This window comes from Streptosporangium sp. NPDC006930 (assembly GCF_040635605.1).
In the GTDB taxonomy this organism is placed as follows: domain Bacteria; phylum Actinomycetota; class Actinomycetes; order Streptosporangiales; family Streptosporangiaceae; genus Streptosporangium.
This window is the reverse complement of sequence record NZ_JBEYID010000004.1, coordinates 163,724-185,844: the sequence shown is the minus strand read 5'-3', so window position 1 is coordinate 185,844 and position 22,121 is coordinate 163,724. Positions and strand designations below refer to the sequence as shown.

Annotated in this window: 20 protein-coding genes; 6 read left to right on the top strand and 14 right to left on the bottom strand. The window is 70.6% G+C overall.

Annotated elements, in window-relative coordinates; genetic code table 11:
- Positions 1–11 precede the first annotated feature (11 nt).
- Positions 12–1,241, bottom strand: coding sequence for a cytochrome P450 (locus tag ABZ664_RS09500; protein WP_362505576.1), 1,230 nt, complete (start codon positions 1,239–1,241; stop codon positions 12–14).
- Between the two features lie 95 nt (positions 1,242–1,336).
- Here ABZ664_RS09500 and ABZ664_RS09495 point away from each other — a divergent pair, with 95 nt between their 5' ends.
- Complete coding sequence (locus tag ABZ664_RS09495) at positions 1,337–2,758, top strand: FG-GAP repeat protein (protein WP_362505573.1); 1,422 nt, start codon at positions 1,337–1,339, stop codon at positions 2,756–2,758.
- 176 nt (positions 2,759–2,934) lie between these two features.
- On the opposite strand, the gene ABZ664_RS09490 is transcribed toward ABZ664_RS09495, so the two are convergent.
- The 3 genes from ABZ664_RS09490 to ABZ664_RS09480 all read right to left on the bottom strand — a co-directional run bounded on the left by ABZ664_RS09490 (position 2,935) and on the right by ABZ664_RS09480 (position 6,126).
- Positions 2,935–3,372, bottom strand: a complete 438-nt coding sequence (locus ABZ664_RS09490; protein WP_362505570.1) for a hypothetical protein — start codon at positions 3,370–3,372, stop codon at positions 2,935–2,937.
- A gap of 151 nt (positions 3,373–3,523) precedes the next feature.
- Positions 3,524–5,074 (bottom strand): alkaline phosphatase D family protein, encoded by a 1,551-nt coding sequence (locus ABZ664_RS09485; protein WP_362505568.1) that lies wholly within the window; start codon positions 5,072–5,074, stop codon positions 3,524–3,526.
- Between the two features lie 218 nt (positions 5,075–5,292).
- Entirely contained in the window at positions 5,293–6,126 is an 834-nt protein-coding gene (locus ABZ664_RS09480; RefSeq protein WP_362505565.1) for a hypothetical protein, read from the bottom strand.
- A gap of 371 nt (positions 6,127–6,497) precedes the next feature.
- Here ABZ664_RS09480 and ABZ664_RS09475 point away from each other — a divergent pair, with 371 nt between their 5' ends.
- From ABZ664_RS09475 to ABZ664_RS09465, 3 genes are all read left to right on the top strand, one after another.
- On the top strand, positions 6,498–7,742 hold the full coding sequence (locus ABZ664_RS09475; protein ID WP_362505562.1) for a mannosyltransferase family protein: 1,245 nt from the start codon (positions 6,498–6,500) through the stop codon (positions 7,740–7,742).
- Positions 7,743–8,014: 272 nt separating this feature from the next.
- Positions 8,015–8,491 (top strand): alternative ribosome rescue aminoacyl-tRNA hydrolase ArfB, encoded by a 477-nt coding sequence (arfB, locus tag ABZ664_RS09470; RefSeq protein WP_362505559.1) that lies wholly within the window; start codon positions 8,015–8,017, stop codon positions 8,489–8,491.
- A 204-nt stretch (positions 8,492–8,695) separates the two neighbouring features.
- The gene (locus ABZ664_RS09465; protein WP_362505556.1) at positions 8,696–9,139 is read left to right on the top strand and encodes an NUDIX hydrolase; all 444 of its coding nucleotides are present in this window, start codon (positions 8,696–8,698) and stop codon (positions 9,137–9,139) included.
- Positions 9,140–9,184: 45 nt separating this feature from the next.
- On the opposite strand, the gene ABZ664_RS09460 is transcribed toward ABZ664_RS09465, so the two are convergent.
- From ABZ664_RS09460 to ABZ664_RS09450, 3 genes are all read right to left on the bottom strand, one after another.
- Complete coding sequence (locus tag ABZ664_RS09460; protein ID WP_362505553.1) at positions 9,185–10,672, bottom strand: glycosyltransferase family 39 protein; 1,488 nt, start codon at positions 10,670–10,672, stop codon at positions 9,185–9,187.
- A 167-nt stretch (positions 10,673–10,839) separates the two neighbouring features.
- The gene (locus tag ABZ664_RS09455; RefSeq protein WP_362506315.1) at positions 10,840–11,583 is read right to left on the bottom strand and encodes an HAD-IIA family hydrolase; all 744 of its coding nucleotides are present in this window, start codon (positions 11,581–11,583) and stop codon (positions 10,840–10,842) included.
- 271 nt (positions 11,584–11,854) lie between these two features.
- On the bottom strand, positions 11,855–12,754 hold the full coding sequence (locus tag ABZ664_RS09450; RefSeq protein WP_362505550.1) for a TIGR03619 family F420-dependent LLM class oxidoreductase: 900 nt from the start codon (positions 12,752–12,754) through the stop codon (positions 11,855–11,857).
- Between the two features lie 57 nt (positions 12,755–12,811).
- On the opposite strand from ABZ664_RS09450, the gene ABZ664_RS09445 reads away from it, so the two are divergent.
- Both ABZ664_RS09445 and ABZ664_RS09440 read left to right on the top strand, forming a co-directional pair.
- Positions 12,812–13,726, top strand: a complete 915-nt coding sequence (locus ABZ664_RS09445) for an aminoglycoside phosphotransferase family protein (RefSeq protein WP_362505547.1) — start codon at positions 12,812–12,814, stop codon at positions 13,724–13,726.
- Positions 13,727–13,770: 44 nt separating this feature from the next.
- Positions 13,771–14,058: a zf-TFIIB domain-containing protein gene (locus ABZ664_RS09440; RefSeq protein WP_362505544.1), complete on the top strand. Its 288-nt coding sequence runs from the start codon at positions 13,771–13,773 to the stop codon at positions 14,056–14,058.
- Positions 14,059–14,198: 140 nt separating this feature from the next.
- On the opposite strand, the gene ABZ664_RS09435 is transcribed toward ABZ664_RS09440, so the two are convergent.
- From ABZ664_RS09435 to ABZ664_RS09405, 7 genes are all read right to left on the bottom strand, one after another.
- Positions 14,199–15,176: a hypothetical protein gene (locus tag ABZ664_RS09435; RefSeq protein WP_362505541.1), complete on the bottom strand. Its 978-nt coding sequence runs from the start codon at positions 15,174–15,176 to the stop codon at positions 14,199–14,201.
- 174 nt (positions 15,177–15,350) lie between these two features.
- Positions 15,351–16,802 (bottom strand): phosphatase PAP2 family protein, encoded by a 1,452-nt coding sequence (locus ABZ664_RS09430; protein ID WP_362505538.1) that lies wholly within the window; start codon positions 16,800–16,802, stop codon positions 15,351–15,353.
- Between the two features lie 168 nt (positions 16,803–16,970).
- Positions 16,971–17,756 carry a UDP-galactose-lipid carrier transferase gene (locus ABZ664_RS09425; protein WP_362505535.1) on the bottom strand — a complete coding sequence of 262 codons (786 nt, stop codon included), beginning with the start codon at positions 17,754–17,756 and terminating at the stop codon, positions 16,971–16,973.
- Positions 17,757–17,859: 103 nt separating this feature from the next.
- Positions 17,860–18,501, bottom strand: a complete 642-nt coding sequence (locus ABZ664_RS09420) for an ATP/GTP-binding protein (RefSeq protein WP_362505532.1) — start codon at positions 18,499–18,501, stop codon at positions 17,860–17,862.
- Positions 18,482–18,868: a DUF742 domain-containing protein gene (locus tag ABZ664_RS09415; RefSeq protein WP_362505529.1), complete on the bottom strand. Its 387-nt coding sequence runs from the start codon at positions 18,866–18,868 to the stop codon at positions 18,482–18,484. The genes ABZ664_RS09420 and ABZ664_RS09415 overlap by 20 nt, the downstream gene beginning before the upstream one ends.
- Complete coding sequence (locus ABZ664_RS09410; RefSeq protein WP_350943732.1) at positions 18,865–19,308, bottom strand: roadblock/LC7 domain-containing protein; 444 nt, start codon at positions 19,306–19,308, stop codon at positions 18,865–18,867. The genes ABZ664_RS09415 and ABZ664_RS09410 overlap by 4 nt, the downstream gene beginning before the upstream one ends.
- A gap of 100 nt (positions 19,309–19,408) precedes the next feature.
- Complete coding sequence (locus tag ABZ664_RS09405) at positions 19,409–21,949, bottom strand: nitrate- and nitrite sensing domain-containing protein (RefSeq protein WP_362505526.1); 2,541 nt, start codon at positions 21,947–21,949, stop codon at positions 19,409–19,411.
- Positions 21,950–22,121: the final 172 nt, after the last annotated feature.

Sequence of the window (22,121 nt, the reverse complement as noted above, 5' to 3'; positions counted from 1 at the left end):
TCAGGACGACCTCAGAAGGTGAACGCCTGGCTGCGGACGCTGTTGTCGAAGTTGGACACCAGCAGCTCGGGCTCGCCGACCGAGCGGATCTCCGGCAGCCGGGTGAACAGCTCGCGGAACATCGCCCTGATCTCCTGCCTGGCGAGGTTCGCGCCCAGGCAGAAGTGCGGCCCCGGACCGCCGAAGCCCACGTGGGGCTTGGTGTCACGGGTGATGTCGAATCGGTCGGCGTCGGGGAAGACCGTCTCGTCGCGGTTCGCCGAGCCGTAGAAGAGCACGACCTTGTCACCCGCCTTCAGGTGCAGGCCGCGCAGGTCGTAGTCCTCGGTGACGGTGCGGCGGAACTGCATGATGGGTGAGACGTAACGGACCATCTCCTCGATCGCGCCGCCGATGTGGGCGTCGAAGTCGTCCGCCAGCAGGCGCCGCTGCTCGGGGTTGTCGGTCAGCAGTTTGATGCCGTGCGCCATGGTGTTGCGGGCCGTCTCGTTGCCCGCCACGAGCAGCAGCGTGAAGAACGATCCCAGCTCGCGGTCGGTCAGCCTCTCGCCGTCGACGTTCGCGGTGACGAGCGCCGAGACGAGGTCGCCGCGCGGCGCCTGGGCGCGTTCCTTGCCCAGGTTGATCACCAGCCGCTGCAGGGCGAGCAGCGCGAGCGTGTTCTGGGCGGCCATCCTGACGGTGTGCGCCAGGCTGGGCCGCACGCCGGAGTAGGCGGTGGAGATGTCGACGTGCTGGTGGACCTTGGCCCGCACGTCGTCGGGGACGCCCATCATGTCGCAGATGACGTGGATGGGAAGCTTGGCGGCCACCTGGCCGACGAAGTCACCAGGCCCGGAGGCCGCCACGTCGTCGACGATGCGCGCGCACGCGGCGTCGATGTCACCCTGCAGGCCTGCCAGCATCTTCGGACTGAACGCGCGGGAGACGATGCGACGGAGCCTGGCGTGCCGGGGGTCGTCCATGTTGACCATGGACTCGCCGAACACGTGCTTGACCCATCCGGGCGGCTCGGGGCTGGTCACTCCGGGCTCGCTGGAGAACACCTTGGCGTTGCGGCTCGCCTCCACCACGTCGGCGTGGCGGACCAGTGCGTAGAAACCCTTGCCCGAGCGGAGCAGCGGGACCCGCTTCTCCTCGAAGAACACCGGCTTGTCGAGATCCCGAAGCCGCGCGAACGCCTCATGCCGCTCCTTGAGCGGCCGCCGCCAGAATCCCAGGTCGGCCAGGTCGATTTCCATGGCGTCAATCCTGGCATGTTCTTTACGCGTACCGGCCACGTGAATTTCATGTCCCGGTGGGCCGCGTGTCCGAATCACCGGAAACCATCTCGGGTATGAGAGCCGCGCTCCTCACCTCCGCAGTCCTCACCTCCCTGCTGGTCTCCGCCTCCCCTGTCCCCGCCCACGCCTCGGCCGCCGCCTGCTCCGGCGTACCCTCCGACTTCGACGGCGACGGGCGGGCCGATCTCGCGGTCGCCGCGCCCTACACCCGCTCCGGCCACCACGCCCGCGCGGGATCGGTCACCGTCCTGTACGACCTGCGCGACCCCGTGGAACTCACCCAGGACACGCCCGGGGTGCCCGGCGAGAGCGAGACCGGGGACTCGTTCGGCTCGGCGCTCGCGACCGGTGACCTCGACGGCGACGGCTGCGCCGACCTCGCCGTGGGCGTCTCCGAGAAGAACCGCTCCCGGCCGGGAGAGGACGGTCACGGTGTCGTGCAACTGTTCCACGGCTCGCCTGACGGCCTGCGGCCCGGCAGGACGATCGACGCCGGGGACCTAGGCCGCGAAGGTGATCCCGGCCGGTTCGGTGCCGCGCTCGCGGCGGGGGACCTGGACGGCGACGGCGACGACGAACTGGCGATCGGCGCCCCCGGGCTGGGCGGTGGCGCGGTCGGGGTGTACGGCCTCAAGGGCCGCAAACCGTACATGATCACGCAGGAGACCGGCTGGGTGGGGCAGCGCGAGCGGGAGACCGACCAGTTCGGCGCGGCGCTCGCCACCGGTGACTTCGACGGCGACGGCCGGGCCGAGATCGCCGTGGGCGCACCCGCGGACACGGTGCTGAAGAACGGCCAGGGCTCGGTCACCGTCCTCGACGTCCGGCGCCGAAAGGCGACCATACTCACCCAGGACAGCCCCTGGATCAGCGGCCTCGCCGAGGCCTGGGACTTCTTCGGCAGCGCCCTCGCCACCGGTGACTTCGACGCCGACGGACGCGACGACCTGGCGATCGGGGTGCCCGGCGAGGGACTGAGCGAGAACCAGCGGGCGATGGACTACGGCGACGGCACCGTGCACGTCGTCTACGGCTCCCGCTCAGGACTGCGGACGGCGGTCTCCGAGACCTGGTCGCAGCGCTCCCTGAAGGGCGAGCCGCGCTACTTCGACCGCTTCGGCGCCGCCCTCGCCGCCGGGGACCTCAACGGCGACGGCGACGACGAGCTGGTGATCGGGGCGCCGGGTGAGAACGCCGTCCACGTGCTCGCGGGAACCCGTTCAGGCGGCCTCACCAGGAACCACAACCTGCTGGTCACCGGTGCGGGCGGCGACTTCGGCGCGGCCCTGGCCACGGTCGCCGGCCGCCGCCTCGTCGTCGCGGCCCCGGGCAGCGGCAGGCTCACCCTGCTGCGCGGAAGCGTGCGCAAGGGCTCCTACCCGGGCATCCGCCCGTCGACGGCGAAACCTCTTGTCGGCGCTCCCAAGGACACCCTGTTCGGCTACACCTTCGCGAGCCCGTCCTCCCCGCGGTAGGGGCCTGCGAGAGTGCGGGCTGCACCGGTCGTCGACGAGACCGTCACCTACCCGGGTGCCTGGCCGGTCGGCCTGACGGCCGAGACCGATCGTGAGGTCGAACGGAGTCTTCGCGCGTCTTCTGCGCCGGGCCGGGGGCCGATCCCCGCGCCCGGCGCCGGAAAGAGGGCTCGGGTTCAGCGGATGCGCGTGCTGGCCTTGATCTTGCGGCCGATCTCCTTGCGGAGCTTGCGGATGTCGGCGTCCGCGTTGGATGTGGCGATCACGCCGAAGGTGGCGGTGGCGACGCCCCGGCGCGAGCCGGCCCAGGCGCGGATCCGCACGGTCGTCGAGTCGCCCTTGTCCAGGGAGGTGATCCAGCACGACAGGCTACGGCCCTTGACGGAGCATTTGACGCTGCGCGGTTTGGAGGCCACCCGGATCTTGCGGAAGCGTTTGGAGAAGTCTCCGACGAGCGCCACGTAGTGCTGGCCCTTGGCCTTCCTGTTGCGGACCTTGACGGAGTAGACGAGGGATCCGCCCCGTTTGACGTGCTTGGGGAAGGTGATCACGTACCCGAAGGCGGAGGGCGCCGCGGCGGCGGACGCGGCCGGTAATGCGGGTAACGCGGACAAGGCTGAGGAGGCTGATCCGGCGGCTGCGGCGGAGGACGGAGAGAGGAGGGCGCCGCCCACCGCTGCGGCGAGAGCCGCGGCGGTGAGCCTCGTGGTGAGGGGACTCATAAGCGGCATCATCCAACAAATCAGTCTGAATTCCTCTCACGTTTCAGGTAAGTGCCGACTGTCCTGACGGCACGGTGAACCGTGCGCCGGTCTTCGCGGGGGCGCCGCGCCTGCTGATGTAGTCGAGCGTGCGGAAGTCCGCCCGCAGTTCCTCCGGGGTGACCCGACAGACGATGTAGCCGCGCCGCTGGTCAAGGTAGGAGATATGCGGATTCTCCGCGATCGTCCCGGCGATCCTGCCCTCGTCGCGGTAGCCGTCGCCGTCACTCGCGATCGAGGAGGTGACGAGTTCCACCGCCACGCGGGGAGAGTCGGGGTCGTCGAAGTCGAGCTTCAGGTCCGCCGCGTGGTGCATGTGCGCGTCGCCGGTCAGCACGACCGGGTTTGACGCGCCCGAGTCGCGGAAACCGGTGAGCAGACGGGTGCGCTCGGCGGCGTAGCCGTCCCAGGAGTCCATGTTGACCTCGACTCCCGGCCCGACCTTGGAGTCGCGCTGGGCCATCAGGATCTGCTGGCCGACCAGGTTCCAGCGGGCGCCGGAACTCGCGAGACCGTCCAGCAGCCAGCGCCGCTGGTCCTCGCCGAGCAGGGTGCGGCCGGTCGCGAGCCGCTCGTCGCAACCGGACCTGAGCCCGTCCTCGCACGCCTGGTCGTCGCGGAACTGCCGGGTGTCGAGCAGGTGGAAACGGGCGAGCGGCCCCCAGTCCACCCGGCGGTGGACCCGCATCGACGCGCCTCCCGGCACGCTCGTCCTGCGCAGCGGCATGTTCTCGTAGTACGCCTGGAAGGCGTTCGCCCTGCGCCGGGCGAAGGCCGGGGCGCCGGTGCTGGAGACGTCCCCTGCCCAGTTGTTCTCGATCTCGTGGTCGTCGAAGGCGACCAGCCAGGGCGCGACCGCGTGCGCCGCCTGCAGGTCGGGATCGCTCTTGTACTGCGCGTGGCGCATCCGGTAGTCGGCCAGCGTGGCGCACTTGCCCCAGGTGTGCTGCCGGACACTCCCGCCCAGCGCCGTGTATCCCCGAGGGGCGTACTCGTACATGTAGTCGCCCAGGTGCACGACCAGTTCGGGGTCCTGCTCGGCCAGTCTTCTGTACGCCGTGTAGAAGCCGTGCTCGTAGTGGGCACAGGCGGCGACGGCGAAGGTGAGCGGGGACGACGAGGACACGGCGGACGGTGCCGTACGGGTGCGGCCGGTCGGCGACAGGTGGCCCTCGGCGCGGAAGCGGTAGAAATACTCCCGCCCCGGCTCCAGGCCGTCGACCTCGACGTGGACGCTGTGCGCCTGCTTCCAGCGCGCGGTCTCGGTGCCCTCGCGGACCACCTTGGAGAACCGCTCGTCGGTGGCGAGCTGCCATTCGACGTCCACGTCCCTCACCGGCATGCCACCCCGGCCGTTCAGGCCGAGCGGGTCGAGGGCGAGCCTGGTCCACAGCACGATCCCGTCCTTCGACGGGTCGCCGGAGGCGATGCCGAGGGTGAAGGGATCACGGGCGAGGGTCCGGGAGGGGCCCAGCCCCGCCCCGGTCAGCAACAGGCCGCCCGCACCCGCGGCGGCGAAGGAAAGGAACACTCTGCGTGACGGCTTCTGCTCCACCCCACCAGTGCAGCCGTTACAGCTTTCCCCGCCGTGACCTGCGAATCAAGGCGAGATGAACAGCCGTCGCACAGACAGACGCCTTACCCACCGTGATTGAACGACGGCCGACCTCAAGGCGACATCGCGGCGAAGGATCGGCCTCCCGCCGGTGGCCGCGCGGCATTGTCGGCGGCGACGGCCCGCACCGAGAGCCGCACCGAACCACGCGAGCGAGGTCAGCGCAGGTAGGGCTTGAGGTGGGGGGTGAGGGCGCCGCAGCCCAGGTATTTCTCCACGGTGTGGAAGTCGATCCAGTCGAGGTTGACGATGACCTCCTGGTCGACCCCGGTGAAGCAGGTCCTCAGCGCCGGAGGGATCGCCGCGATGTCGTCCTTGTCGGCGATGTTGACCCACCGCTTGACCTTGCGGGGGCGCTCGCCCCAGTTGTTGACCGGGGCGGGCACCAGGCGCTCGAAGATCACGTTGCGCATGCCGAGCGGGCTGCCGAGGGTGACGAGCAGATCGACCTCCAAGTCGGGGTTGGCCCAGAGTGTCTCGTACGTCACCACACTGCCCAGCGAGTGGGCGATCACCACCTTGGGGCGGTTGCGCCTGATCACCTCGGCCACGGCCGCCCGGGCCTTCGCCCGGGCCTCGCCCCCGGCGGCCATGTAGGCGGCGACCTCGGGACAGAACAGCCTGGCGAACTCGGCGGCGTTGACCTCCAGCCGGTCCAGCAGCCAGCCGGTCATCCGGTACAGAGCACCGGTCAGCCCCTCCCCCACCGCGTCGATCTGCCTGGCCCAGGCGACGAAGACCTCCTGGGCGCCGACGTCCATGGTCCGCACCGCGCGTACGGACTCGTCCTTGCTCTCGCCCAGCAGGTGGGCGTAGTAGGCGATCTCGGTGACGTAGCGCTCCTTGGCGTGCGGCTTGCCGCCGGTGAGGCCCTTGTGCAGGTAGCGGTCCCACTTGTCGCGCATCGCGACGGCCGCGCCGCTGACCGAGTTACCCGCGTCGCGGTAGTACCGGTACTTGCCGATACCGTGCACCCCGACGATCGTGTCCACACTTCCTCGCCTTCTGTGTTGGATGCCTGGCTTTCACGGGTGTTGATGACATACGCCCCGAGCAACTCTGGCGGAAGCGAACCCCACGCCACAAGACCGCGGCGACGACCCGGCCGGCCCCGTCTGACTGTCCGCAAGTGTCGCCGGTACCCGGCCACGGTTGGCCGGACTCACCGATGCCTGGTCTGACATCCCCCTTCCACGGCGGGCACGGCGGCTAGCACCGCGTGGAAGTTTCATGGCGGAGCGGGGCGTCCCGCCACCGGGCGGGAGTGGTCTTCGCAGGAGACGAGCGAGGACGGGCCGGCACGGAAGGATCATGCCGTGGGCAACCGGTTGCCCGGATTTTGCGGCTATATAAGGATTCTCGCATGACTGATCGCGCGCCCGCCGGGCCGGTGGAGATCACGGAGCCGGAACCGGCCGACGCGGAACCCGGCGCACGTCCCGGCGAGACTTCCAGCGAGACGACCGGCGAGTCAACCGGTGAGGTGGTCGGGCGGCGGCGGGTGCCCAGGTTCCTGACCGACCCCGGCGACCGGCTGGCCCTGCTCCTCTGGGCGCTGTCGCACGTCGGTGTGCTGATCTACGCCTACCTGGCCGGCCCTGGCCGGACCACCGATCCCTTCCTCAACCGGTTCACCCGCTGGGACGCCGAGAACTTCATCGCCATCGCCCAGTTCGGCTACGACGGCCCCCCGGGCATGCAGGACGCCGAGAAGCTGCCGGCGTTCTTCCCCGGCATGGCGATACTGGTCAGGATGATGCGGCCGGTCGTCGAAGACGGCCGGCTGGCCACGATGATCATCTCGCTGGTGGCCAGCGCGGTGCTCGCGGTGGCGCTGTCGCGGCTCGCCGAGACGTACGCGGCAGGCAGCGGCCGGTACGCGGTGGCGGCGCTGTTCCTCAGCCCGTTCGCCGTGTTCCTGTACTCCGGCTACTCGGAGGCGCTGTTCCTCGCCCTGGCCGTCTCGGCGTGGCTGCTCGCCAGGAACGGCCGCTGGGAGGACTCCGCGCTGATCGCCACCGGAGCCGCCACGGTGCGCATCTCCGGCCTGTTCCTGGCCTTCGGACTGCTCGTCATGTTTCTGGTGGCGGAGAACGGCCGCAAACGCCCGGGCGGGTGGCGCCTGCTGCCCTGGCTCGCGCTCCCCGGCGTGCCGCTCGTGCTGTACAGCTTCTACCAGTGGACCCGCACCGGCGACTGGCTGGCCTACAACTCGGTGCAGGACCGGTTCTGGGGCCGGCACGCCGTCTGGCCGTGGGAGGCGCTCGCCAACACCTGGAGCATGTCCGACGACGTCGCCTCGCTCACCACGTCCTACTACGAGGAGATCATCTCGGCCGCGGTGCTGCTGGTGCTGGCCGTCTGCCTCGCGGTGCGGCGCAAGTGGCCGGAGTTCGCGTACATCCTCCCCCAGGTGCTGTCCTTCCTCACCCTGTCGTCGTTCTACATGTCGATCGGCCGGGGGTCGCTGACCTGGTTCCCCCTGTGGATCGCCATCGGCGTCGCGGGGGTGCGAAGACCCTGGGTGTGGCTGGTGAGCATGGCCATCATGATCCCGGTCATGGCGATCAACACCGGGAACTTCACCACCGGCGCGTGGATCGGCTGACACCGCCCGCGCCCGCCCTGACGCCCGCGCCCGGCGGTCCACCGGCGGGCGTCAGGGCGGGCGCGGGGCGGCGGGTGCCGTCAGGGTCAGGAGGAGTCCTGCTCGGGGTCGCCACTGTCGGACAGCAGACCAGAGTCTCCACTGATCCCGGAGCGCTTCACACAACGCGTAAGCTCCTCAGCGTCCTCGCGTAGCTGCCTTGCCTGGGGCGTCAGCCTGCTCCCAGGGCCAGGGCGGATGAGAAACGGGGCATAAAACTATTTGCTCCATGCTTGTCACCCCTCGGTACGCTGGAAGCACACCCCCGTGAGAAGGAAGTCACCGCCATGCCCGGTCCGCTCCAGATCAGCGGCTCGGTCTCGGTCCCCGAGGCCGAGCTCGGCTGGCGGTTCTCCCGCTCCTCCGGCCCCGGAGGCCAGGGGGTGAACACCACCGACAGCCGGGTCGAGCTCAGCTTCGACCTCGCCGCCACCGAGGCGCTGGGTCCCGTCTTCAAGGCCCGCGCCCTCGAACGCCTCGCTCCCCGCCTGGTGAACGGGGTGATCACCATCGCCGCCTCGGAGTTCCGCTCCCAGCTGCGCAACCGCGAGGCCGCCGAGATGCGCCTGGCCCAGATCCTGCGCGAGGCGATCGCCCCGCCGCCCAAGAAGCGCCGCCCGACCAAGCCGAGCAGGGGCGCGATCGAACGGCGGATCACCGCCAAGAAGCAACGCTCCGACCTCAAGCGCCTGCGCAGGGACCACCACTGACCCGCTCTTCGCACACGCCGCAGGCGGCCATGTCCGATCCGACGCGGTGAGCGATCACCCCGGGCCGGTCGGGGGCAGGTGCGGAACACAGGATCGGCCGGCCTCCCGTTTCAGGAGGTGGTCGGCCACCCGGGCCGTGAAGAAATCCCGGATCCCCGGGCTCGGATGCGGATCGCGCGACCGGGGCGGTGACAGAATGGCTCCATGTCCGTCGTGCCGAGCGTCCGCGCCGTACTTCTCGACGAGGACCGTCTGGTGGTGTTCCGGCGCACGGTTCCCGGCAGGGAGCCGTACTGGTCCGTTCCCGGCGGCCACGTCGAGCCCGAGGACGCCTCCCTGGAGCACACCCTGCACCGCGAGGTCATGGAGGAACTGGGCGCCGTGGTCTCCGCTGTCACCCCGCTCACGACCCTGCAGTGCCTTCGCGACGGGGGGATCAAGACCCAGCACGTCTACGGCTGCCGCCTCGTCTCCATGGACCCCGCACTGCGCTGCGGCCCGGAGTTCGACGACCCCGCCCGCGGCGAGTACGAGGTGGTGCGGCTCCCGCTCGACCCCGCCGAGATCTCCGCCATCAACCTCGTCCCCCCGGAGCTCGGCGCCTACCTCACCGGCACCGTCACCCGCCTGCCCGCTCTGATCGCCTGACCTTCCGCACGCGAGAGCCCGCGCACCTCTGCCGGGCTCGCGTGGTCAGCGCCGTTCGCGGACGTACAGGGCGAACCAGGAATACCCGAAGTCGTCGGTGGACGTGAGGGTGAAGTCGCGGTCGGCCATGAGGGCCAGATAGCGCTCGTCGTCCTCCACGAAGGACCTGTCCTTGTGCTTCCTGCCGCCGCTGACCAGCCAGACACGCTCGACCCCCTCCAGCGCGGCCGCGAACTGCGCGGCGGTCCTGGGCTCGCGCCGGCCGGGAGCGTAGGTGAGGTCGCGCAGGCCGCGGTAGGCGTCCTCGTAGACGGCGACGAACAGGCGCCTGTTCTTCGTCACGTAGAGTACGGCGTCGCCGGGACGCTGCCTGGCCAGCAGCGTGGCCGCCATGTCACGCAGGTTGTCGGGCCGCGTGTCCGGCTCGCGGATCGTGAGGTGCGCCGGGACGGTCAGCGCCGCGACGAGGAGTACTCCGATCCAGCCCAGCGCCCGGGGCCGCATGGCGTTCAGGCCGGCCCCGGCGAGCAGCGCCATCGCGGGGACGGCGAAGAGCACGTATCTGGGCTGGAAGACGGGGTGGACCACCGAGATCGCCATGGACACGAACGGCAGCAGCGCCCAGGGCAGCGCGACCGCCGTCAGCCGCCCACCGGAGAACGCGCCGATGAGCATGAGGGCGACCAGGAGCAGCGCGACCCACCCGGTGCCCGCCACCTCCTCCCCGAACCAGACGACGTCGGTGAGCTTCGACGGCTTCAGCCACGACAGCTGAGCCTCGCGCTGGCCCGCCGCCAGGAGCGCGAGCGGGACGATCCCGGCCGCGGCCACGACGAGCGCACCGGCGAACCGTGCGATCCCGGACCGGGACGCCGACACCGACGCGGGCGAGGGCCGGGACGGTGGCACCGACGCAGGCAAGGACGGAGAGGCGGGCACCGACCGGGGCGCTTGGCGCCACCACAGCACCGTCACCGCGTGCGCGACGACCAGGAGGAGGGCGTAGACGTGAAACCAGCCGAGCAACACCAGGCAGGCCCCGTAGGCCGCGTACCATCGGCGGCTCGACCGCCTCGCCGCCTCGATGAGCACCCAGGTGGCCAGGACGGCGACCGCCGTCACGATCGCGTAGCTGCGCGCCTCCTGGGCGTACCGGCTCACCATCGGCAGCACGGCGTAGAGCGATCCCGCGAGAAGACCGGCCCCCGGGGTGGCGAGCCTCCTGCCCAGGACCGCGATGCCGTACGCGGCGGCGGCCGTGGCGATGGCCGAGGGCAGGCGCATGGCCAGCTCGCCGGTCGAGAACGCGGCGAACGGCCGGAGCAGGAGATAGTAGAGCGCGTGCACCCGGTCGATGCTGCCGAGCAGGTGCCACAGGTCGTCGATGGGCATCGAGGCGGCCAGGGCGCTGACCGACTCGTCGCGCCAGAACGAGGGCGTGGTGATGCCCCAGAGCCCGATCAGCATCGCCGCCACCGCGGGGATCGCCTCCGGCAGACGACACCGGGCCCTGCCCTTCTCCGCAACATCCATCACATCGCGCTATTTCACACCATGAAGGCGATCAACGCGACGGTACGGCCGAACCCGGCCGTGAGTGGGGGCGCCGAGCCTAACGACGATCACCCTTATACCGATATTTCCGGTATTGCGGATGGTGTGGGCACCGCCGTGTCGGCCCGGCGGCTCCCGGTCGATCCCTAGTCGATCAGGTCGATCAGGTCGGCGACCGAGTCGACCACCATGGACGGACGGAACGGGTAACGATCGATCTGGTCCTTGCTGACGACCCCGCTGAGCACCAGGATCGTGTGCAGCCCCGCCTCCATGCCGGAGACGATGTCGGTGTCCATCCGATCGCCGATCATGGCGGTGGTCTCGCTGTGGCCGTCGATGGCCCGCAGCGCGCTGCGCATCATCATCGGGTTGGGCTTGCCCACGAAGTAGGGCTCCACCCCCGTCGCCTTGGTGATCATCGCGGCGACCGCGCCGCAGGCGGGCAGCGACCCCTCGTTCGAGGGACCGACCGGGTCGGGGTTGGTGGCGATGAACCGGGCACCACCCTCGATGAGGCGGATCGCCCGGGTGATCTGGGTGAAGCTGTACGTGCGGGTCTCGCCGAGGACCACGTAGTCGGGGGCGATGTCGGTCAGGACGTAGCCGACCTCGTGCAGGGCGGTGGTCAGCCCCGCCTCCCCCACCACGTACGCCGAGCCGCCGGGGCGCTGGCCGTCCAGGAACTTCGCCGTGGCCAGCGCGGAGGTCCAGATCGACTCCGGCGGGATCTCCAGACCGGCCGCGCGCAGCCGTACGGCCAGGTCGCGCGGGGTGTATATCGAGTTGTTGGTCAGCACGAGAAACCGCTTGCCCGACTCGCGCAGGCGTCGGATGAACTCGTCGGCGCCGGGCACCGGATGTCCCTCGTGGACAAGGACCCCGTCCATGTCCGACAGCCAGCACTCGATCTGCTTGCGCTCGTCCACCGTTCTCCTCTGTTCCCGTGTTCCCGCCGGGTACGTATCGGAACCAAGGATGACAGGACCGGGCCGATCCCGCGTCACCAGACCCGTACATCCGGGCATCTCGAAGGTGAAAAGACCGGCCACGCGAGACCTCCGGCCGCCACGCGGCCCGCCGCGGCCCCTGGGAGGCCGCCACCCGGCCCACCGGCTCCGTTCGCCGCCCGGCTCCCCGTACGCGGGACCGAACTCCCGCTCAGGGCGCGAGTGCCTCCAGCGCCTCCAGCGCCCTGCGCATCGACACCTCGGGGTCGGCGTCGGGCGATCCGATCTCCGGGTCGAAGTTGAGGTCGTGGAAGACCTCGGTGACCCCCTTGGCCTCGAGTTCCTCGACGTCCCGCCTGATCTCCTCGAACGAGCCGGTCAGCGGCTCGCGGCCGGACGCTCCCGCGGGACGGACCCGGGTGACGCCCCGGGTGACGAAGCGCAGCGCCTCGGGATCGCGCCCTGCGGCACGCGCCGCCTCCTTGACGACGGCGATCCTCTCCCCGATGCCGCCGAGGTCCTCCCGGCTCGAACTGATCCAGCCGTCCGCCAGCCGCCCCGCACGCCTCAGCGCCACCTCCGCGGAACCGCCCAGCAGGATCGGCGGCACGACGGGCGGTTTCGGATCCTGGTGCGCCGGGGGCACCTCGTAGAACTCGCCCCTGTGCTCCACGGTCTCCTCCGTCCACAGGCGCCGCAGCAGCGGGACGTACTCCTCCGCGCGCCGACCGCGCCGCTCCATCGCCCCTCCTGAGGCGGCGAACTCCTCGGGCAGCCACCCCAGGCCGAACCCCGCGTCCAGTCGCCCACCGGAGACCGCCTGCAGGCTCGCCAACTGCTTCGCCATCAGCGCGGGCGAGGCGAACGGCAGGTTGAGCACCGCCACCCCCAGCCGGACGCGGCTCGTCAGGCCCGCCAGGTAGGCGAGCGTGACCACCGGGTCGTGCACGCTGCGATAGGTCGGGCCCATGGTGTGACCCCGCGGGTAGAGAAGGCGCTGGAAGGTCCACAGCTCGTGATAGCCGAGCCCTTCGGCCTCCTTGGCGACCCGCGCCATGTTGTCCGGCGTCGCCCAGGACCCCGAGACCGGCACCGCGAAACCAATCCTCATACCTCGCACTTTATTGCGCCGGTGCGCGGAGCCTTTGACCGGTGGTTCACTTGCCGGGTGGACAGCGAGGATCCGATCGACGAACTACTCGGGATCGCCGCCGGATACGGCGGTGTGCCCGGCACGGTCCTGCCGACCAGACCGGACGTGATCATCGTGCGGGCCGGTTCCGTCGTGGTCAAGGCGCACGCGCCGGGCGCGGAGCGGGAACCGCTGGTGGAGCGGATGCGGGCCACCGCGCACCCGGCACTGCGAGGGATCATCCTCCAACCGGTGACCGAGGAGGTCATGACCGCCGGGGACCGGCTGGTCACCGTCTGGCCGGCCGGTACACCGGTGGACCACGCGGATCCGGACGCGGCCCCCTGGGAGGCCGCCGCCCGGCTGCTGGCGCGGCTGCACGCCGTACCGGCGCGGGCGCTGCCTCCGCTGCGGGCCGCGGGCGGACCGGCGCGGGTGGCCTCGACCGTCGCCCGCCTGGGCGACCGCTCCGCCGCCGAACTGGCGGTGCGCCGTGCCTTCACCTGCCTGCCCTTTCTCCCCTCACCCGGCGCGCACCTCCCCGATACGACGGCTCCCGGTCTGACCCACGGCGACTGGCACATGGGCCAGATGGTCCGCGCGCCGGACGAGTGGATCCTCATCGACATCGACGACCTCGGCATCGGTGACCAGGCATGGGACCTGTCCAGGCCCGCCGCCTGGTTCGCGGCCGGACTGCTGGAGCCCGACGTGTGGTACCGCTTCCTCGGGGCCTACCGCGCCGCGGGCGGGGTCGCCGCCGGACCGGACGGCGACCCGTGGGAACGGCTGGAGACACCGGCGCAGGCGATGACCGTGCAACTCGCTGCCACCGCGGTGGCAGCCGCGGGGCGGGCGGGGCGTCCGCTGGACGAGGTGGAGGAGGTGCTCGTCGAGTCCTGCCTGAGGATTGTCCGGCATCGAAGCGCCTGCAATAGTGTGCCGCAGTAGGTTGTGGTTACTCGTTACCACGCCAGAACAAGGAGACCAGCCAGATGCAGTGCCCCAAGTGTCGGGGCGCCATGCGCACCTATGAGCGCAACGGCGTCCACATCGACCAGTGTGAGAGCTGTCGCGGAATCTTCCTGGACTACGGCGAGCTCGAGACGCTGACCCGCATGGAAAGCCAGTGGTCGCAGTCCCACGCAGCTCCGCCGCCGCCCCCGCCGCCTCCCATGCATGGTGCTCCCGGCTACGGCGCTCCCGCCTGGGGTGCACAGCGTCACGGCCACTACGGCCACCACCGCCAGCGCAGCTGGGTCGGGATGCTCTTCTCGACCTGATATCCGCTGAGGCGACACCGCGACCTCGTCATGAGGTCGCGGTTTTCACGGCCTCGGCGCCCTCGCGTCCCGAGAGAAGTACGCCCCCGTGCCCTCGGCCGCCCAAGAGGAGAGGCGTCAGGGCGGCGCAGGAGAAAACCTCAGGCGGGGAAGTCGCCCGGCTTGACCTTCTTGGGCTTCACGGTGCCCCCGGTCACGGCGTGCAGGGTGATCGTCCAGTTGGTCCAGCGGATCTGGGTCCCGGTGTTGACGGTCCTGAACCGCACGGACTTGCCGAACTGCTCGAAGTTGCACGACCGGGTGAAGGTCTTGGCCTTCGCGTCCCAGTCCTCGCCGAGGGTGTAGTAGATCTTGTAGCTGCCGTCCCGCACACCCTGGATCTTGAAGTTGGACTTCCTGCGGACGTACACGGTGACGGCCTTCTTCTTCCCGCGCACCAGGACGACGACGGCGTCCTGCCTGGTGCCGTTGCGCAGTTCGAGGAAGGCGCGGCCAGGACGTCCTTCGGAGGCGATGAACCTGCCGTTGGACAGTCGGCGATTACGCTTCTTGGCCGCCTTGACCGGGATGACGCTCGCCGGATAACCGCTCAGCTCCTTGGCGACGTCTTCCACGTCGGACAGCTGGTTCGCCTGGGCCATGCCGGTCAGCACGGCCGGGCCGGTGCACACCCGCTGGTCCTCCGCATCCTGGCGGGCGGTGTCGAAGGAGGTGCGCAGCCGGCCCAGGGCCTCGACATAGCTGTCGTGCTGGACCTTCACCTCGGCGGGAGGGGCGAGGGCGGAGAGCCGGGTCACCGCGGCCTCCACCGCTCCGGAGGTCTTCTGCAACTGCTTGCCGAGGGTCTTCAGCCCGCCGGTCGCGGCGAGCTTCTTCACCGCTTCACGCACCGGGCCGCGCGCCTGCTCCAACTCGGCCCGGTACTCATCGGGCGTGAGCGTCACGACGGCGGGCAGGGAGATCTGGCCGCCGGCTCCCTGTCCCGTTTCCGCCGTTCCCGTTCCCACGGTGCCACCCGCGGTGGCCGGGCCGACCACGGGATCATCCGGGGACGAGGTGCAGGCGGTGAGGGTCAGCAGGGTGACCACGGCACAGGCGAGCAAACGGGGGGAAGTCACCCGCACAACTATTGCCGGATCGATCACTGTGCGTCAAACGGTGTCCGGCGACCGGCAATCCCCGACGAGGTCACCTGCCGGTTCACCACCGGCCATCGGCTGACGAGGGTCGATCCCGGCAACGGCGGATCGCGGCCGGCGACGTCCCGCCCCCGAGCCGGTACGTCACGGGGATCAGCCGGACGGCCGGATCACGAGAAGCGACCGCGGACGCTTGGTGAACTCCACCTCTCCCGTGACCGTGAACGTCTCGCCGTCGCACGCCAGTGGCAGCCGTCCCGAAGGTGCGGAGACGCGCAGCGTGTCGGCCTGCCACTGCTGGTAGTGGCGTGACAGCTTCACCCGTCCCGCCAGCAGGCTGAGGAACACCCGCAGCCTGGGCAGCCGGTCGGCGGCGGCGAGCACGCGGATGTCCAGCAGGCCGTCCTCCAGACGCTGCCGTCTGGAGGGGGCTCCGCCGCGCTCCTCGTAGCGGCAGTTGCCCACGAACACCATCCAGACGCGCCGGGGCACACCGTCCACGACGAGTTCGACGGGGCGCGCGCCCCCCGGCCCGAGCGCCTCGGCCATCGCCCAGAACAGCGCGGGCCACTTACCGATCCGGCTCTGCCTTCGCTCCCCACGCTCCACCAGCGCCGGGTAGACGCCCACGCTGGCGGTGTTGACGAACGTCCGGCCCGCGACCTCGCCGACGTCGACGGCGACGAGGTCGCCGCTGTGGTAGGCCGTCACGGCCTCCTGTGAGCTCTCCACCCCGAGCGCGCGGGCGAAGTGGCCGTGCACGCTCGCGGGGACGACCAGCAGCGGGGTCGCCCCGCCCACCGCCTCCTGGGCCGCCAGGTTGACCACGGTGTCTCCCCCGGCCACCGCGAGCACCTTGGCCCGCGAGGCGGCGTCCCGCACGGCGGCCCCGAGGTCGTCGCCCGGCGCCACCTCGACGACCTCGGCCCGGGGGAAGGCCACGCGCAACGCCTCGGCCGTTCCCGCGACGGCGTCGGCGGAGCCGTCGACCACGGCGATCGCCCCCTCGCCGTCGGGGTCGAGTCGCGCGGACGGCGCCGTGAGGGCGGCGCGCGCCTGGCCCGCCTCACCGGCGTCGGGCCAGATGCGGCGGGTGAGCAGCCCCGCCGCCACACCGATCCCGGCTCCGGCGAGCACGTCGCCGGGGTAGTGCACTCCGGTGTAGACGCGGGAGAAACAGACGGCCGCCGCGAGGAGCGCGACGGGGACAGCGACCACGCGTGGCGCCTCCAGTGCCACGGCCGCGGCGAAGGCTCCGGCCGTGGCGGAGTGACCTGAGGGGAACGACGCCGAGGCGGGCATCTTGATCAGCCGGGCGAGCGGGAGCCCTTCCGCCGACGGCCTGTTCCTGCCGAAGGCCTGCTTGCCGACCAGGTTGACCAACGGACTGGCGAGGCTGACCGCGAGCAGTCCCCTGGTCGCGGCCCGGCGCAGTGGCCGTCGCCCGCTGACCGCCAGCGCCCCCGCCACTCCGGCCCACAGGAGCGAGTTGTCGGCCGCGCGTGACAACGCGGGGACGACGCGTTCGAGACCGGGCAACCTCGCGCCCGCCACCATGGCGAACACCCGCCGGTCCAGCCTGCTCAGCCGCGACCCCAACCGCATGCGCCGCACCCTCCTGCGATGAAGAAAAGCCATGACGAACCGCCACGACCCACCCGCCACGACGAACCGCTCACGACGAGCGGTGATGACGAACGAACGGACGGCCATTCGATTCTGCCCGGTGCCCGGGGCCCGGGGCGTCTTCGCCGCTCCCGTACTTCTCACACGTCATTCGTCCGCGGCCGCCCCCACCGCGGAGGAGATCACCGGCTCGTGGCCTCTGGTGGTGAGTTCGGCCTCGATCGCGGCGCAGACGGTCTCCACGACCGTGACGCGGGCCAGGCGCTTGTCGTCGCCGGGGACCACGTGCCACGGCGCCTTGGGGTGGTCGGTGCGGGCGAGCATCTCCTCCACCGCGGCCTCGTACTGCGGGCGCTTCTCTCGGTTGCGCCAGTCCTCGTCGGTGAGTTTCCACACCCGCAGCGGGTCGCCCGCCCGGTCCTGGAAACGCCTGAGCTGCTCCTCCTCGGAGACGTGCATCCAGAATTTGACCATGATCATGCCTTCGGCGGCGAGGGTCCGCTCGAACTCCACGATCTCCCCGTACGCGCGGGACCACTGCTCCTCGGTGGCGAAGCCCTCGACGCGCTCCACCAGCACCCGGCCGTACCAGGAGCGGTCGAGCACGGCCATACCGCCCCAGCCGGGCAGGACCGGCCAGAACCGCCACAAGAAGTGGTGGCGCTTCTCGTCGTATGTCGGCGCGGCGAACTGGGCGACGCGGACGTGGCGCGGGTCAAGTGGGCGCACCAGCCGTTTGATGGCCCCTCCCTTGCCCGAGGCGTCCCACCCCTCGAAGACCACGCACAGCGGCGGGCCGATGCGCTGCTCACCGACCTGGCCGCCGAGTGTGAGGCGCAGGCGGAGTAGGTGGTCCAGAGCGGCGTCGAGGCGCTCGGAGGCGTCCTTCTTGGAGAGCTTCTGTGACAGGTCGACCTGGGAGAGGCGGTTCATGCCGACAAGCCTCGCATGTTCCCGCTGACCCGCGATCCGGGGAGCCACCCGGGTCCCGCCGCCTGTCGTCAGGCCAGGCGGTCCCCGGAGGGGTCCGCCGCTGTCAGCGGGTCGCTGCCTGCCCCGTGGCGGGTTCGGCGTCCGCCTGTGAGGAGACCGCGCCCAGCCGCGTCCGCATCGCGTGCTCGACAAGGGTGATGAGCACTTTCTTGCCCGACTCCCGCTGCCTGGCGTCGCACAGCACGATCGGGATGTCCTGGTGGAGGGTGAGCCCGAGCCTGACCTCGTCGAGCTCGTACTTGCGGGCCCCGTCGAAGCAGTTGACCGCGACGATGAAGGGCGTCTCGCGCCGCTCGAAGTAGTCGAGCGAGGGAAAGCAGTCGGCGAGCCTGCGGGTGTCGGCGAGCACCACCGCGCCCAGCGCGCCCAGCGCGAGCTCGTCCCAGAGGAACCAGAAACGCTCCTGGCCGGGCGTGCCGAACAGGTAGAGGCGGTAGTCGTCACCGATGGTGATACGGCCGAAGTCCATCGCGACCGTGGTGGTCTGCTTGGCCTCCACGCCCAGCAGGTCGTCGACACCGATACCCCGGTTGCTCAGGGTCTCCTCGGTGCGCAGCGGCTCTATCTCGGAGACCGCGCCGACCAGCGTCGTCTTGCCCGCGCCGAATCCACCGGCGACCAGGATCTTGATCGCCTTGGGCAGCTTCACGCGTCCGGCGTCGCGGCTAGAGCGCACGGAGTCCATCGAGCACCGCCCTGTACAACCTCTCGTCGTGCATGTCCGTCTCCGAATGCGGTTCTTGCATGGCGATGAATCCCTGATCGAGCAGGTCGCTGAGCAGGACACGGACCGTGCCTGCCGGAAGGTTCATATGGGCCGCGATCTCCGCGACCGACTGGGGCTGCAGGCAGAGCCGGACGATGGCCTGACTTTCCGGCTCCAGTCCTGGCTCCCTCGACGAGACCTGCCGGATGGTCACCACCAGGGTGATGAGGTCGAACCTGCCGCGACCCGGTTCGGTCCTGCCGCGCGTCAGGACGTACGGCCTGACGATCGGCCCCGCCTCGTCGCCGACCCACTGGGACTCTGGCTGCTCGTCGAAGATGCTCATCGTAGGCCGTCGCCCCTGAAGGAGTCGGCCCTGGAGGAGTCGGCCGTTCTGGTCGGCGAGGTGAGGTACTGGCCCACGCGGGTGACGAGCATGGCCATCTCGTAGGCCACCAGGCCGACGTCGGCCTCGGCGCTGCAGAACACCGCGAGGCAGGCTCCCTGCCCCGCGGCGGTGACGATCAGGTACGCCGTCCGCATCTCGATGATGGTCTGGCGCATCGGCCCGCCACCGACCCGGTCGCTGACTCCCCTGCCAAGGCTCTGGATCGCCGATCCGACGGCGGCCAGATGCTCGGCGTCGGCCGGGGAGAAGCCCGCCGAGGCGGCCAGCAGCAGGCCGTCGGTGGAGAACACGATGCCGTGCTGAGCTTCCTCCACCCGCGAGACCAGGTCGTCCAGCAACCAGGCCAGGTCCGTGAAAGACCCTGTTCCCTGCACCACTTCGTTGTCCTCTCCTTCCGCCCGCCGGCGTTCCCTCGCCGGTTCGTGGCAGCTCATCGGCGCCTGCCCGGCACCCGCAATCTGAGATCGTTCACTGGGGTCACACGGCGGACCCGCCTTCGCCCACGGGATCGCCTTCGCGGTCGAGCAGTTGGGCGGCGTCGTCGCGGCCTCGTCGCGTACCCGCCTGGAAGGACGACATGGCCGCGCGGATCGTCTCCGGCGAGCGCTCGTCGTCGGCGTCGTCGGCCGGAGACTGCGGGGCCACGGGCTCGTCCTCCTGCAGGGGGGCGGCGAGGTGGGTCTGGGGAACGCGCCTCGGGAGACCGCCCGGCGTGTGACTGCTGTCGGGCGGGGGCAGCACGGGCGGCAGCGAGCTCCCGGAGCCGCCGGGACGCGCGTGGGCGCCGGAGTCGTCGGGGCCTTCGCCCGCGGGGGCGCCCTGCGAGACCTGAGTTCCCGGGGCGGCGAAGTCGGGCAGGTGGCCGGGCGTTCCGGTCTCCGGCGACCACCTCAGTGCCGAGGGATCGGCGAAGCGACCGGGAAACGTCGGATCGGCGATTTCCTCCCCGGGCGCGGGACCCGCGGAATGCCGTCCCGAAGGCGCCTGTTCGGCCTGCGCGGGGACTCCGGCGATGCCCAGGGGGTCGCCCACCCGGCCGCGGACCGCGGCGACCGCGGAGGTGGCGCCGTTCATCTCGGTGCTGCTCGCCGGGCGCGCCTGCGGCACGCCGACGCCGACGGAGGCCCCCTGGTCCTCCTCGTTGATCAGGTCCTGCGGGATGAGGACGACGACGGTCGTGCCGCCGTACGGGGAGGATTTGAAGGTGACCCGGATGTCGTGCCGTTCGGCCAGGCGGCTGACGACGTACAGGCCCAGGCGGGCGTTGCCGGAGAGCTTGAGCTCCGGCGGGTTCGCGATCCGCTCGTTCGCCTCCGCGATGTCCGCGGCGCTCATGCCCAGGCCCCGGTCCTCGATCTCCAGCGCGTAGCCGTGGGCGACGAGGTATCCGCCGACCTGCACCGTCGTGTAGGGCGGGGAGAAGGAGGCGGCGTTCTCGACGAGTTCGGCGATCAGGTGGATGACGTCGCTGACGGCCCTGCCGTCCAGCGAGACCTCGCCCAGGGGCATCACGTCGACCCGGGTGTAGTCCTCGATCTCGGCGAGGGAGCCGCGGACCACGTCGATCATCGGGACCGCGTCGCGCCAGGCGCGGCCCGGAGCCGCGCCGGAGAGCACGAGGAGGTTCTCCGCGTAGCGGCGCATGCGGGTCGCGAGGTGGTCGAGCCTGAACAGGTCGCGCAGTTCCTGAGGATCGTTCTCGCGCCGTTCCATCACGTCGAGCACGCTCAGCTGGCGGTGCACCAGCGACTGGGTGCGGCGGGCGAGGTTGCGCAGGATGTCGGCGATGTCGCGGCGCAGCTGCGCCTGCTCCGCGGCGACCTTGATGGCGGTCCGCTGCACGGCGTTGAACGCCTGGCCGACCTGCCCGATCTGGTCGTCTCCGAACTTGAGGGGGGGCGCCTCGGCCGCGACGTCCACCACCTGGCCGTGGCCGATCCGCTCGACCACGGCGGGCAGCCGCTCGTTGGCGAGTTCCCAGGCGGCGGCCCGCAGTTTCTCCAGCTGCTGTACCAGGGCGCGGGCCGTGGTGATGGCCAGGACGACCGAGGCGATGACCGCCACCAGGCCCAGGCCGCCGGCGAGCGCGAGCCGCACGATGACACCGACGGCGACCGGACCCGACCGCTCGACCACTCCGCTGCCGGCCGTGAGCACGGCCTGCGTGAACTTGACCTGTGCGGGCTGGGCGTCAGAGCTCCACCGCGTGACGTCGATCACTCCGGCCGACACCACGTTCGGGTCCTCGATCAGCTGGTTCTCCATGACGCGCAGTCGGGTGAACTGCTCGCCGGCGACCATCCGCTTGTGGGCCTCCTGGTCGGCCGGGGGCAGTTCGGCCACCGCCTGTTCGGTGAGGAAGCGCCGCGTGCCGACCATCTGCGTGAACCTGACCAGCTCTCCTTCGGAGAACTTGCCCCCGGTCAGGGCGCCCATCACCAGGGCGTCCTCCTGGGAGAGCATGTCCCTGGCCCGGTTCATCGCGATGAGCGTGCGGGTGTCCTTGGCGAGTTCCTCGTCGTCCAGCGTGGCCAGCGAGTCATAGACACGGAAGATCGAGTCGACGATGCCGGTGATTTCCGCGGCCGCCCAGGTCCGGTTGACCCGGCCGGCGTCGATCGCCTTGCGCGCGGCGGGCAACCCGTCCAGCAACCGCTGGGTCTCGCCGATGCGGCGGTGCAGGGCGGGACTTCCCAGCAGTTCCACCCCGCTGCCGCCGGTGAGTTCCCTGAAGTTCGCGTCGGCGGCGTCGGTGCGCTTTCGCTGGGCGGTCATCGCCTCGCGCCGTTGGCGTTCCGCGCTGACCGAGCCTAGGGTGATCGCGGTCAGCCGCCGCTCGGCCTGCAGTTCGACGATGAGCCGCTCGCTCGGGTCGGCCACCTCGGTGTTGAGAGTCGCCACGCCCAACATGTTCAAACCGTCACGGACCGTCACCCATGCCGTGAACGCCCAGAGCGCGGTGAGCGACACCAGAAGTGCCGTGACCTTGGTCCGCAAGCTCGCGTTACGCAAGCGCATGGTATCCACCCCGGGAAACAGAAAAGATAGACGGCATTTTTCGTGGCAGTTGACACATCCTGGTCAAACAGGTCAAACAGTCGCCACATCGCTGGGATCAGCGGGGCATCCCGCATCACACCCGCCGAACCTTAGCAATGTCCCTATAAACCCTCAAGACGGACAGAGTGGA